Source organism: Octadecabacter sp. B2R22, assembly GCF_018861045.1.
In the GTDB taxonomy this organism is placed as follows: domain Bacteria; phylum Pseudomonadota; class Alphaproteobacteria; order Rhodobacterales; family Rhodobacteraceae; genus Octadecabacter.
On record NZ_JAHKQJ010000002.1, the window covers coordinates 92,016 to 105,590 of the forward strand.

11 protein-coding genes are annotated in these 13,575 nt (G+C 55.6%); 3 read left to right on the top strand and 8 right to left on the bottom strand.

Going from position 1 to position 13,575, the window contains the following annotated elements:
* Window positions 1–126 precede the first annotated feature (126 nt).
* Window positions 127–2,496 carry an aminomethyltransferase family protein gene (locus tag KO486_RS00525; protein WP_216035629.1) on the top strand — a complete coding sequence of 790 codons (2,370 nt, stop codon included), beginning with the start codon at window positions 127–129 and terminating at the stop codon, window positions 2,494–2,496.
* A gap of 18 nt (window positions 2,497–2,514) precedes the next feature.
* On the opposite strand, the gene purU is transcribed toward KO486_RS00525, so the two are convergent.
* Together purU and KO486_RS00535 are read right to left on the bottom strand one after the other, a co-directional pair.
* A complete protein-coding gene (gene purU / locus KO486_RS00530; protein ID WP_216035273.1) occupies window positions 2,515–3,399 on the bottom strand; it encodes a formyltetrahydrofolate deformylase in 885 nt (294 codons plus the stop codon).
* 108 nt (window positions 3,400–3,507) lie between these two features.
* A complete protein-coding gene (locus KO486_RS00535) occupies window positions 3,508–4,842 on the bottom strand; it encodes an NAD(P)/FAD-dependent oxidoreductase (protein ID WP_216035274.1) in 1,335 nt (444 codons plus the stop codon).
* 164 nt (window positions 4,843–5,006) lie between these two features.
* Between KO486_RS00535 and KO486_RS00540 the strand changes: the two genes are divergently transcribed.
* On the top strand, window positions 5,007–5,411 hold the full coding sequence (locus KO486_RS00540; RefSeq protein ID WP_252734428.1) for a hypothetical protein: 405 nt from the start codon (window positions 5,007–5,009) through the stop codon (window positions 5,409–5,411).
* On the opposite strand, the gene eutC is transcribed toward KO486_RS00540, so the two are convergent.
* From eutC to KO486_RS00570, 6 genes are all read right to left on the bottom strand, one after another.
* On the bottom strand, window positions 5,408–6,157 hold the full coding sequence (gene eutC, locus KO486_RS00545; protein ID WP_216035276.1) for an ethanolamine ammonia-lyase subunit EutC: 750 nt from the start codon (window positions 6,155–6,157) through the stop codon (window positions 5,408–5,410). The genes KO486_RS00540 and eutC overlap by 4 nt on opposite strands.
* Window positions 6,154–7,530, bottom strand: a complete 1,377-nt coding sequence (locus tag KO486_RS00550; protein WP_216035277.1) for an ethanolamine ammonia-lyase subunit EutB — start codon at window positions 7,528–7,530, stop codon at window positions 6,154–6,156. The genes eutC and KO486_RS00550 overlap by 4 nt, the downstream gene beginning before the upstream one ends.
* 91 nt (window positions 7,531–7,621) lie before the next feature.
* Window positions 7,622–8,947: a type III glutamate--ammonia ligase gene (gene glnT, locus KO486_RS00555; protein ID WP_216035278.1), complete on the bottom strand. Its 1,326-nt coding sequence runs from the start codon at window positions 8,945–8,947 to the stop codon at window positions 7,622–7,624.
* 63 nt (window positions 8,948–9,010) lie between these two features.
* Window positions 9,011–10,354, bottom strand: a complete 1,344-nt coding sequence (locus tag KO486_RS00560) for an FMN-binding glutamate synthase family protein (protein ID WP_216035279.1) — start codon at window positions 10,352–10,354, stop codon at window positions 9,011–9,013.
* Window positions 10,355–10,363: 9 nt separating this feature from the next.
* Window positions 10,364–11,041 carry a GXGXG domain-containing protein gene (locus KO486_RS00565; protein ID WP_216035280.1) on the bottom strand — a complete coding sequence of 226 codons (678 nt, stop codon included), beginning with the start codon at window positions 11,039–11,041 and terminating at the stop codon, window positions 10,364–10,366.
* Complete coding sequence (locus tag KO486_RS00570) at window positions 11,042–11,968, bottom strand: glutamine amidotransferase family protein (RefSeq protein ID WP_216035281.1); 927 nt, start codon at window positions 11,966–11,968, stop codon at window positions 11,042–11,044.
* 211 nt (window positions 11,969–12,179) lie between these two features.
* On the opposite strand from KO486_RS00570, the gene KO486_RS00575 reads away from it, so the two are divergent.
* Window positions 12,180–13,571 carry an ammonium transporter gene (locus KO486_RS00575; RefSeq protein WP_216035282.1) on the top strand — a complete coding sequence of 464 codons (1,392 nt, stop codon included), beginning with the start codon at window positions 12,180–12,182 and terminating at the stop codon, window positions 13,569–13,571.
* Window positions 13,572–13,575: the final 4 nt, after the last annotated feature.

The following is a 13,575-nucleotide window of genomic DNA, read 5'->3' on the forward strand; positions in this document are numbered from 1 at the left end:
ACGGCCGTAAGACGGTAAGCTGAAGTTTTTCACGCGTTTCCTGACAATTAAGTTTGCGATGTATTGCATTCAAATATATTCTTCATGTTAAATAAATATTCCAGTCATGCAACATGCGAGGCGCTCATGCGGGACGAGTATATCAAGGTCAACGCTGGGCCGCCAAAACCGAGCACCATTTACGAACCACGTATATTCTCGTTGCCTGCGGGTACGGAGCGTTACGTGGTTGAAGGCGGCGGTGCGGTGCTTGTGGCTGTGTCCGTCGGCGATCAGGTCACGATCATCAATGATGAAGGCGGCCAGCCTTGTGAACTGTTGGTGAGCGACACAAAGGGCAAGATCGATGCAAGTGTCATCGGGGCGACGGGGCAGGGACCTGCGACGGGATTGCAGGCGTTGCTTGGCAGTGATGATCGATCCTTGCGCGGGCTGCGTATGGGGTTGGACGCACGCAGAATCGACGTCAGCGTTGCGGGCGCAGTTCATCTGTTCGAGGCAACAACGCCAGCCAAAACCGAAGCGATCTTCACAGCCCAGCGCGATGGCGCACTTATCATTGCCGCCCCAGGCGGGATCATGGATATCGAAGCGCAAAACACGGTCACGCCCCTAACCTTGATGATCAAGCGGGCTGTTATCAAACAGAACGTCCGCTTTGAATTGCCCACGCCGCTGGCTGATCCGGTGCAAGACATTCGTGTGCATACCCAGACGGCCGAAGCGTATTTCGTGAAGGCAGGCGACTACATCCAAATTCTGGATGTGGATGGGCGGCAATGCACGGACTTTGAATGCTTTAGTGCTCGAAAGCTGGACAAGGGCATCGAACATGCGTTGGACGTGACCACAACGCGTACCTTGATGGGGCATGCCTACCCGATGCCAGGCTTGCATGCGAAATACTACGATCAGGACATGGTGCCATTGGTTGAAGTTGTGCAGGACACCTGCGGGCGTCACGATGCCTTCGCCTTGGCGTGTTCGGCAAAGTACTACGATGATATCGGCTATCCCGGCCACATCAATTGCTCTGACAACTTTAACAGCGCGCTGGCGGAATTCGGCATCGGCGGGCGGGCTGGTTGGATGGCGATCAATTTCTTTTTCAACACAGGGATAGATGATCACGGGATGATGTATTCCGACGAACCATGGTCGCGCCCTGGTGATTACGTTTTGCTGCGTGCGCTTACGGATATCGTCTGCGTATCCAGCGCTTGCCCAGATGACACATCACCCGCCAATGGCTGGAACCCCACCGACATTCATGTTCGGACCTATTCCGGCAAAGAGACATTCCAACGCGCCATTGCTGTGCGCGCGACACCAGATGCGGAGCCTAAGATGACCAAGCAAACCGGATTTCACGACAGCTTTGCCAAACACACCCGTAATTTCGTAGAATACAACGGCTACTGGTTGCCCAATTGTTTTGCCGATGCTGGGCCGATCGCGGAATATCACGCCTGCCGCCAAGACGCCGTGATCATGGATCTATCGCCCCTCCGTAAGTTTGAGATCAATGGCCCTGACGCCGAAGCGCTTTGCCAATATGTTTTTACCCGCAATATGAAAACGCTTCCCGTGGGCGGGGTTGTCTACACGGCAATGTGCTATGAGCACGGCGGAATGATTGATGACGGCACGGTGTTTCGCCTTGGGCGCGATAACTTTCGTTGGATCGGTGGTAGCGATTATGGCGGTGACTGGATCCGCGAACAGGCTGATAAGCTAGGACTAAAGGTATTGGTGCGGTCTTCCACGGATCAGTTGCATAACGTGGCGGTGCAGGGCCCGAAATCGCGCGATCTGTTGCGGGACCTAATTTGGACGGCGCCGCACAACCCCGAATTTGACCAGCTTGCATGGTTCCGTTTCACCCCTGCGCGCCTTCGCAATGAGGCAGGCACGCCGTTTGTCATTTCACGTACAGGCTACACCGGTGAGTTGGGCTATGAAGTCATGTGCCATCCCAAACATTGCGCCGAAGTCTTCGATGCCATCTGGGAGGCTGGGCAAGGATATGGATTGCGCCCGATGGGGCTCGAGGCTTTGGACATCGTGCGCACCGAGGCTGGTCTGATTTTTGCGGATTACGATTTCTCGGATCAGACCGACCCGTTCGAAGCAGGCATCGGATTTACTGTGCCGCTGAAATCAAAGCCCGATGACTTCATAGGACGTGACGCTCTGATCCGGCGCAAAGATCACCCAATGCGCAAACTGGTCGGTCTTGATATCGGCAGCGAAGTTGACGTTGCCCACGGCGATTGCATTCACATTGGTCGTGCGCAGATTGGCGAAGTGACGTCTTCGATCCGATCACCGTTACTGGGCAAGAACATAGCCATGGCTCGTGTCGATGTGGCCCATGCGGATGCGGGAACCGAGGTTGAGATTGGCAAACTTGACGGGCATCAAAAACGTCTGCCAGCTGTGATCCGCCCTGACTTGGCGGCCTTTGACCCCAAAAAAGAACGCCCGCGAAGCTAATCGCGGGCGCTGGGCGGGTTACCCCATCCGCTCTGAGGCGAAAGACCCTGGTGAGGCGGGGAACACGACCGTTTTACTGCCGTTGATAAACACGCGGCGGTGGATATGGGCGTGGATAGCGCGGGACAGGGCCTGACTTTCCGCATCGCGCCCCAAGGACACGTAATCCTCTGGTGACTGCGCATGAGTGACGCGTACGATGTCTTGTTCGATGATCGGGCCTTCATCCAGATCAGCTGTCACATAGTGTGATGTCGCCCCGATCAATTTCACGCCGCGTTGGAACGCCTGCTTATACGGGTTCGCCCCTTTGAAGCTCGGCAAGAAAGAGTGGTGGATGTTGATGATCTTGCCCGACATCTTTTGGCACATCTGGTCGGACAGGATTTGCATGTAACGTGCCAGAACAATCAACTCCGCGCCGGAGTCTTCGACCACCGCCATGATCTTGGCCTCGGCGTCTGGCTTGTTTTCTTTTGTCACTTTGATGCAATGGAACGGGATGTCGTTGTTCACGACGACCTTTTGGTAATCCATGTGGTTCGAGATCACGGCGACGATATCAATCGGCAACGCGCCGATGCGCCAGCGATACAACAAATCGTTCAGACAGTGACCAAAACGCGAGACCATGATCACGACCTTCATTTTGACGGTTTCATCGTGGAATTCGAACGTCATGCCAAAATCTTCTGCTGATTTGGCAAAGCCGTCGGTCAAACTGGCAAGGTCCATGCTGTCATCAGTGTCAAAGCTGACGCGCATAAAAAAGTTGCCGGTTTCTTTGTCGTCAAACTGCGCGCTGTCGGTGATGTTGCAGTTGTTGTCGGCAAGGTAGTTCGCGATGGCCGCAACGATGCCGCGCTTGGATTGGCATGTTACGGTGAGGGCGTATTTGCTCATTGATGTGATCCTGTTCGAGTGGTGATGAAATGGTAAGCGATGTGTCCAAGGCCATAGACCGCCCCCGATTGGGGGGCGGTTTGGCTGATAGGATGTTGAAAAATTGGCTTAGTTTTGCAGGTAGACCTCGAGGCTGTCATCAAGCGCGTCTTTCCACGGCGTATGGTGCTTGGGCGCCATCGTGCCGGTGATAACGGATTTGTATCCGTTATCGCGGAAGGTCATGATGTTCTTCTTCTTGTGGCCCTTCCATTCCTTGAAGGCTTTGCACGCCCCTTCTACGTCAAAGGAGGGGTAGTCGGTTTCTGAAATCAGTTCCTTGATGTAATCGCCCTGATACCAGATCGCATCGTAGTCATCCTTGCCGGCATCTTCGCGCGCGATCCGGTCGGCGACATCCGCCTTCATCGCGGCTTCGTCAGGCAAGGCGATACGCCCCATGATCACGTCACGCACGAACCACGCCTGCGCGTCAAACATGTTGAAGGTGAACCATTGGTCCTGCATCCCGACATAGAACAGATCAGGTTCGTCCACATAGGCCACGCCCTTGTACAGGTCCGCAGCAGCCAAGCGGTTTGCGGTTTTGAGTTTTAGGTCGTCGGGCAGGAACGGGAAGTGGTGCTTGTAGCCTGTGCACAAGATCACCGCGTCGACGTCTTTGGTTGTGCCGTCTTTGAAATAGGCGGTGTTACCATCCACGTGGGTCAGAAGGGGGACTTCGGCCCAGTTGTCGGGCCAGTCATATCCCATCGCGGCGGTGCGGTGGCTGACGGTGATCGATTTCGCGCCGTACTTCCAACACTGCGAACCGATGTCTTCGGCGGAATAGGACGTGCCGACGATCAGGATGTCCTTGTCTTTGAATTCCATCGCATCACGGAAATCATGGGCGTGCAGCACGCGGCCTTTGAATTTATCAAAGCCGTCGAAATGCGGTACGTTCGGGGTGCTGAAATGGCCTGTGCAAACGATCACATGGTCGAATTCTTCGGTGTAGGTGTGATCATCGGGGAGGTGGCAAACGGTAACTTGAAACGTGTCCCCGTCTTTTTTCACCCAACGCACGGCTGTTTCAAAACGGATCAGGTCGCGTACACCGGCCTTTTGAACACGGCCTTGGATGTAATCGAACAGCACTGCGCGGGGTGGGTATGACGCGATCTGCTTGCCGAAGTGTTCTTCGAAAGAATAATCCGCAAATTCCAAGCCTTCTTTAGGTCCGTTGGACCAGAGATAGCGATACATGGAGCCATGCACCGGTTCGCCGTATTCATCGAGCCCGGTACGCCAAGTGTAATTCCAAAGCCCCCCCCATTCAGACTGCTTTTCAAAACATACGATCTCGGGGATTTCTTCTCCCTTAGCTTGAGCGGATTGAAAGGCGCGAAGTTGGGCAAGGCCGGACGGGCCAGCACCGAGAATGGCAATACGTTTGGGCATTTGGGAATCCTTTTATAGCGGTTGCTGGATTGCACCGTGATGATTACCCTAAGTCAATAATTATTCTTACTGGTGAACAAAACTTAAGCACAATTCGGACATCTATCTGCTTTGATCCTCTTTTGTGCTGCGGTAGGGATGACGTATTAAGCAAAGGACAAATGATGGAAAAGCCGAGTTTTAGTTATTGGTCGATTGCCGCACTGGGATTGGTGTGGAGCCTGATGGGCTGCCTCAGCTACATCACACAGAACAACGCGGACTTTGTTGCCCAATTGGCTGAGCCTCAACGCTCGTTCATCGCACAGCGGCCATTCTGGGCATCGGCGACTTTTGCTGTTGCTGTCTACGGCGGGGCGGTTGGGTGCATCTTGTTGCTGTTGCGTCGGGTGGCTGCCGTTCAGGCGCTGGGGCTGTCTTTGATGGGGGCTTTGGTGACGCTGTTTTACATGATCATGACACTGGGCATGTCCGTCGGAGTCCTGCAGAGCGCAGGAATCTCGGTTTTGGTCGCCTGTATCCTGTTTTGGATTTCGATGGCGGCCCGGGCACGCGGGTGGCTGCGTTAATCTGACGTCAGAACGTTTGTCGCACGGCTTTGGTTCAGTGCAACACCGCTACAGCCGAGCGCGCGCATCTCTTTGATCAGATCGTAAGTCTGGCGTGCCGCGTCGTTGATCGGCAGACCTTCGGCACGAACATTCGAGATGCAATTGCGTGCACTGTCTGGTGTTTGTGCTGACGGATTTTGGGTGATGTAAACGCCCAGTCCGTCTGCCGCCGATAGACCGGGGCGTTCGCCAACAATCATCACAACGGTCTTTGCCCCTAACGCCAACGCAATGCCATCTCCCAACCCAACCCGCGCTTGCCGCGCTAGGATCACGGGGCCAATGCTTAACCGGTCTTGGGACAGGCTTTTGCTCAGCTCAGTGACGAAAGCCACCCCATTTAGGGCAATCGCAATGGCAGATAACCCATCACCCAAGACGACAGCGACATCTGGCGGCGTGTGGCGCGACAGTGCGTCCGCTTGATCCTGTGGCAACTGGCGGCCCAGATCGGGGCGGGTGATGAACACGTCTCGACTGGCGGCTGCGCTGGTTACGGTGTCATGGGGCAGGCCCATCGCGTCAAGACCCGCCGTCAGTCGCGCAACATCCAATTCTGATTCAACGGCCTCGCGGGCGCGGGCATGATCGAGGGCAAAGTCCAGCGACGCTGCCGTATCCGCAGCAAAACGGGGTGGCCCGAAATTCAGGCGGGCTTGGGTGATGGCGCGGATCGCGCCGTGAGGGGAAAGGGGGTCACTCATGAGGTCGGCAGTCGCAGTTGGCCAAGGGCGTTTTCGATTGAGGGGATTTTGACATCTGGCGTTCCAATGCCCATGCGATCCATCCACGCGGCGAATTCAGGCGCGGGAGGCCGCTGCAAGGTGGTTCTGATATAATTGGCGTCATGGTGTGACAGGGTTTGGTAGTTCAACATGATGTCGTCCGATCCGGGAACGGTGATGACAAAACTAACGCCCGCCGCCGAAAGCACGGTCAGCAACACGTCCATATCTTCCTGATCGGCGTAGGAATGATTGGTGTAGCAGACGTCCACTCCCATCGGCAGGCCCAGCAACTTGCCGCAAAAATGGTCCTCCAAGGCGGCGCGGATGATCTGTTTTCCATTCGCAAGGTATTCTGGGCCGATAAACCCGACGACAGTGTTCACGAGTAAGGGCCTATAGGCACGCGCCACGGCATAGGCGCGCACTTCCATGGTTTGTTGATCCATGTCGTGGTGGGCATCTGCCGACAGTGCCGCGCCTTGGCCCGTTTCGAAATACATAATATTGCTGCCTGCTGGCGCACGTCCAAGGCTGTGAACCGCATCGTAAGCCTCGTCCAACATCGGCAGTGTGACGCCAAAACCAGCGTTGGCCTTGGTTGATCCGGCGACGGATTGAAAAACCAGATCAACAGGGGCGTTTTGCTCCATGGCTTTGATTGCCGTGCTGACGTGCCCAAGAAGGCAATGCTGCGTCGGGATATCAAGTTGCGTTCGGATCAGTTCAAGCACTTCGCAGATGCGGATATAATCGGGAACGGTATCCGTGGCAGGGTTCACGCCAATCACGGCGTCGCCTGTGCCCATCAACAGCCCGTCGATTGCCGACAGAGCGATGCCACGGCTGTCATCGGCGGGGTGGTTGGGCTGATTGCGCGTGGACATGTGCCCGCGCAACCCGATGGTGGATCGGAATTTGGTCACAACTTCGATTTTGGCGGCAACAGCAATCAGATCCTGTGCGCGCATGATCTTACTCACGGCGGCGACCATTTCAGGGGTCACACCCCATGCGATCGCCGTCAAATCCGTGCCGGTTGTGGTCGGGTCCAGCATCCAGTCGCGAAAGGCTCCAACGGTAAGCGAAGCAATAGGCGAAAAGGCTTTGGCGTCATGCTGTTCAAAGATCAGGGCGGTGACATCATCATCCTCAACCTGCAAAACATCATCCAGAAACGCTTTCAGTGGCACATCAGCCAGACACCGTTGCGCCGCGAGCCGTTCAACAGGTCCACTGGCGCAAAGCCCCGCCAGCTGATCACCGGTACGTTCGGGCGTGGCATGGGCCAGAAGGTGTTTGAGTGAGGGCCATTTAAAGCGTTGCCCGTCAATATCCGCAAAATAAGTCATAATGAAATGGGACCATACAAGATCACGTCAGACAACAAAAAAGGGCCGCGAATGGGAAACACGGCCCTGATCTGATTAGACTTTGAGCACATCAAATATCTAATGTGTTGTCCTTTTCCCATTGGCTGAAGAACCCAACAAAGCTGTTCCATTCCTGCATCTTCATTTTGAGATAAGAGGCAGAGAATTCTTCGCCCATCGCCGCTTTTAGCCCTTTGTCTTTGTCGTAGTCGCGCAAGGCGTCCAACATGTTGAGGGGCAGTTTGGGCGCGCCGCGCACTTTGTGGCCTTCTGCATACATATCGATGTCGTGGCGTTTGCCGGGGTCTGCCTTGGAGCGCACACCTGACAGGCCCGCCGCAATGATAACGGCCTGCAATAGGTATGGGTTTACCGCGCCGTCTGGAAGGCGCAATTCAAAGCGGCCCGGACCGGGAACGCGCACCATATGTGTGCGGTTGTTGCCTGTCCAAGTAACCGTGTTAGGCGCCCAAGTTGCACCGGATGTCGTGCGCGGCGCGTTGATGCGTTTGTAGCTGTTGACCGTCGGGTTGGTGATGGCGGCCAAGGCGCTGGCGTGTTTCATGATCCCGCCAAGGAACGAGCGGCCCTTTTCGGACAGGCCGAGTTCGGCTGTCTGGCTGCTGTCGTTAGGTTCCATCGCGAAAACGTTGGTTTTGCCGTCCAGATCCCAGACCGAGATGTGGGCGTGGCAGCCATTGCCAGTCAGACCCTCAACGGGTTTGGGCATGAACGTGGCGCGGTAACCGTATTTTTCCGCGACGGTTTTGACCATGAACTTGAAGAAGCTGTGCTTGTCAGCCGTTTTCAACGCATCGTCGTAATCCCAGTTCATTTCCCACTGGCCGTTCGCGTCCTCGTGGTCGTTTTGATAGGGGTTCCAGCCGAGTTCTAACATGTGATCGCTGATCTCTTGGATCACCTCAAGGCGGCGCATAAATGCCTGCTGATCATAGCAAGGTTTGGCTGCCGTATCGAACGGGTCGCTGATCTGTTCGCCGTCGGGTGTCAGTAAGAAGAATTCAGCTTCGATTCCCGTTTTGACGCGCATGCCCTCTTCGGCGGCTTCGTCAATCAAGCGGCGCAGCACGTTGCGCGGGGCCTGCGCGACGGGTTCGCCTTCCATGACACAATCGGCAGGGACCCACGCGATTTCGCGGTTCCATGGCAGGATGATCACGGCCTCCGGATCGGGGACCGCCAACATATCTGGATGGGCAGGTGTCAGGTCCAACCATGTGGCGAACCCTGCAAAACCGGCCCCGTCTTCCTGCATGTCTGCGATGGCGCGCGCGGGCACAAGCTTGGCCCGCTGGCCTCCAAACAGGTCGGTGAAGCTAATCATGAAATATTTAACGCCGTTATCGGCTGCGAATTTAGCAAGATCTGTGGTCATTGCGGATTTCCCTGTGGAGCAAAGAATGGGGCGCGAACCACGTGGCCGCGCCCTCGTTTTCAGTTAAAAGGATGTGCCTGGTTTGCCGGGGTACCAATCGGTGCCAGCAAGGGGGATCTTGGCCATGGCGGCGGCTTCCATCGTTAGTGCACAAAGGTCCTCGGGTTCGAGGTTGTGCAGATGGTTTTTGCCACAGGCGCGCGCGATGGTTTGCGCTTCTAGTGTCATCACCTTGAGGTAATTGTTCAAACGTCGTCCCCCTTCGATGGGATCAAAACGTTTCATCAATTCGGGGTCTTGGGTGGTGATACCGGCGGGGTCTTTGCCTTCGTGCCAATCGTCATACGCACCCGCCGTAGTACCGAGCGCATTATACTCGGTCTCCCATTTCGGGTCATTATCCCCGAGGGCGATGAGGGCCGCTGTGCCGATGGCAACTGCGTCAGCACCCATGGCCATGGCTTTGGCCACATCCGCACCGGAGCGGATACCGCCTGAAACGATCAACTGCACTTCACGGTGCATCCCGAGGTCCTGCAAGGCACGCACGGATTCACGAATGCACGCCAAGATCGGTTGGCCAACGTTTTCGATAAACACATCCTGCGTGGCAGCTGTGCCGCCTTGCATTCCATCCAATACGACAACATCGGCACCCGCTTTGACTGCAAGAGTCGTGTCAAAGTAAGGGCGTGCGCCGCCGACTTTGATGTAGATCGGAACTTTCCAACCTGTGATTTCACGAAGCTCAAGGATTTTGATTTCAAGATCATCAGGGCCCGTCCAGTCAGGATGACGACAAGCAGACCGTTGATCGATGCCTTTGGGCAGTTTGCGCATATCGGCGACGCGGTCGCTGATCTTTTGACCCAACAACATGCCGCCGCCGCCCGGTTTTGCGCCCTGACCAACAACGATTTCAATCGCGTCGGCGCGACGCAGATCATCGGGGTTCATGCCGTAGCGCGATGGCAGATATTGATAGACCAGCTTATTAGAGTGACCACGTTCTTCGTTGGTCATGCCGCCGTCGCCCGTCGTGGTGGACGTGCCGGCGAGGCTCGCGCCACGGCCCAAGGCTTCTTTGGCGGGCCCAGAAAGCGCGCCAAAGGACATACCCGCAATGGTAACTGGGATGTCGAGCTCGATGGGGTTCTTGGCAAAACGCGTGCCCAGTGACACGGAGGTCTCGCATTTCTCGCGATACCCCTCGAGAGGGTAGCGCGACATGGATGCCCCAAGGAATAGCAGGTCGTCGAAATGGGGCAGTTTGCGTTTTGCCCCACCGCCGCGAATGTCATAGATGCCAGTCGCCGCAGCACGGCGGATTTCGGCGTTTACGGGGTTGGAAAAAGTTGCTGATTGGATTGGCGTCGTTAGAGGCGCGCCGTTGGATGTATCTGTCATGGCTGTTCCTCAGTACGCATTGTCGATCTTGAAGGTGTAGAGTTCGCGCGCAGAACCGTAGCGTTTGAACTCCTCTGGTTTGGCGTCCGCGCCTGCACGTTCCAGCAGGTCCGCAAGGATCGCCAAATGTTCAGGTCGCATTTCCTTTTCGATGCAATCCGCACCGAGGGATTTGACAGACCCACGTACAAACAGGCGGGCTTCATAAAGGCTGTCACCCAAGGCATCGCCAGCGTCACCACAAACAACAAGGTTGCCCGTTTGCGCCATAAACGCGGACATGTGCCCGATGTTGCCGTGCACTACGATGTCGATCCCCTTCATAGAAATCCCGCAGCGCGATGATGCGTTGCCCTTGATGACCAACAAACCGCCGTGGCCCGTGGCCCCAGCGTATTGGCTGGCGTCACCATCGATAACGACCGTCCCGCTCATCATGTTTTCTGCAACACCCGGCCCAGCGGAGCCTTCGATATTGATCGTTGCCTGCTTGTTCATTCCACCACAGTAATAACCGGTGGACCCTTTGACGGTGACCTCAATGGGGGCGTCTAACCCGCAGGCAATCGCATGGGCACCTTTTGGATTTACGATTTCCCAAGAGGTTTGGTTGGTGTTTTCGGCTTGTGCGTGCAGCGTTTCGTTCATCTCACGCAGCTCGATGTCCGCCATATCTAGTGTTTGCATTTAAGCGGCTTTCTCTTTGGTGGGCTGGTTCGTGTGGCTCCAGAAATAGACGGTCGCGGGCTCTGGCTCCCAAACGCGAGCGTCTTCAATTCCGGGGAGGTCTGCCAAGGCGCGATATTCGGATCCGAAGGCGACGTATTGATCGGTTTCGGCCATGACGGCGGGTTTGCACGCAATCGGGTCGCGCACGACGCCAAAGCCGTCCTTCGTGCCAACGACAAAGGTGAAGAACCCGTCCAGATCATCAAGGCTGCTTTCGAGGGCCTCGCCCAAGGTCGCGCCATTTTGCATTTGCCACGTCAGATAGGCCGCGCCGACTTCTGTGTCGTTTTCGGTTTCGATGTGAATGCCTTCGCGGCGCAGCTTGCGGCGCAGGCTGGCGTGATTGGAAAGAGACCCGTTGTGAACGAGGCACTGATCATCGCCTGTGTTGAACGGATGAGCGCCCATCGTGGTCACAGCTGATTCTGTCGCCATGCGTGTGTGGCCGATGCCGTGGCTGCCCGACATCTGCTCAATCTCAAAGCGGGCCGCCACATCTTTAGGCAGACCGACTTCTTTGTAGATTTCCAAAGTATCGCCGCGACTCATGATCCGAAGCGCCGGATTGACCTGAGAAAGTGCCGCGCGGGCATTTTCAATCGCGCCTTGCGGAACACTCAAAACAGCGTGCGTGCTTGTGGTCTTTATCGAAACGGGCGCGCCAATAACCTTTGCAAGGGCATCATCCAAACCATCGAAATCCGTTTCTGGCGTGTCCGATTGAACCACGATTTTAGACTTATCCATTGAATCGTTTGAATAAATTGCGATGCCCGCACTGTCTGGGCCGCGGTCCGTCATCGTGACGAGCATTTTTGTCAACAGCGAACCCAATTGCGGCTCAAGCGTTTTGTCTTTCAGGAATAACCCGACAATCCCACACATTTAGCTACCCTCATTTGTTGCCCTGCACATCGCAGGTTGATCGAATCTGACGCTAGCACCGCAATTCGGAACGATCAACAGTAGGAAACTTATTTTCACGTCAGGCAAAAAAGTTCTGGCCAGATGAAAAACTCCATGGTTCATTTTTAGGAACGACCCACTCTCCAAGAGGTCGGCCTAATGCAACATAAACTGACAAGGGAACGATACCGTGGAAGAACAACTCGCCGAACTCGCAGCGCAGGTCGCTGCCATAGAAACGAAAGGCAATCTGACGAACACGATGTTCGCAGAGCTTTATTACTACCTCACCATTCCTCTGATGATCATCATTCACGCAGGTTTCTTGGCCTACGAAATGGGCGCATCACGGGCCAAGAACGCATTGTCATCGGGCGTGAAGAACATCCTCGCGTTCGCGTTCGTCATTCCGGCGTTCTACTTCTTTGGGTGGTGGGTCTACTGGGGCTTCCCGACAGGCCTAACGCTTTCGGAAGGCGCAAATGGTATTTCCGGCGCGGCCTATGCAAACGCCATCGCTTGGCCTTGGGGTGAAAGTGCCGCGTACATGGGGCCAAACACAGAAGACCAGATTGACGGCGTATTCTGGGGTGCGTTCGCCCTGTTCGCGGCGACAACGGCTTCTATCATGTCTGGTGCTGTGATCGAACGTATCCAGACAGTCGGCTTTGTTATCTGTGCAATCGTACTTGGTGGCTTCAGCTGGACGCTAGCTGCGGCTTGGGCATGGCACTCTGATGGCTGGTTGGTCACTCAGTGGGGTGTACACGACTTCGGTGCGGCTGGCTTGGTGCATGCCGTTGCGGCCTTCTTTGCGCTGGGTGTCTTGATCAACCTTGGACCACGTCTTGGCAAGTTCAACGAAGATGGCTCCGCAAACGACCTTCCGGGTCACAACATGCCGCTGACTGCGACAGGGCTGATGATCATCATCGTCGGGTTTTGGGGCTTCTTGATGGGCTGTGTTGTTGTTGGTGGCGAAGCTTGGTCATGGGGTGGCAACTACGCGACCATCTATGGCACCCCGACAAACCTTGGCGCATTGGCGTTCAACGTTTTGATGGCCATCGGCGGCGGTATTATCGGCGCATGGGTCTTCACCAAAGATCCGTTCTGGATGATGTCTGGTGCACTTGCCGGGATTATTTCCACGGCGTCCGGTCTGGATTTCTACTGGCCGGGTCTGGCGTTCATCATCGCGGTCGGGGCGGGTCTGTTGCTTAAGCCTGCGGCAACCTTCCTTGAGAAGTTCGGCATTGATGACGCGGTTGGCGCTGTAACGGTTCACGGCACATGCGGCATCTACGGTATGTTGGTTCTTGGTATCACGGCTGCTGGCTATCCAGCGCTGGGTGGCGAAGGTGCGCCAACCATCAGCCTTATGGGTCAACTTGTTGGCTCCGTTGTGTTCATCGCGCTCGGTCTTGGCACCGGTTACGGCACTTCGTTCGTGTTGAAAATGTTCGGCATGCTTCGTGTTCCTGCGGCTGCTGAACTTGCAGGTCTGGATACCGTTAAGGTCCCAGCACAAGCCTACCCAGAGGGCATTTCCATCTCTGCCCCAAGTGCAACCAAAGCTTAATGAA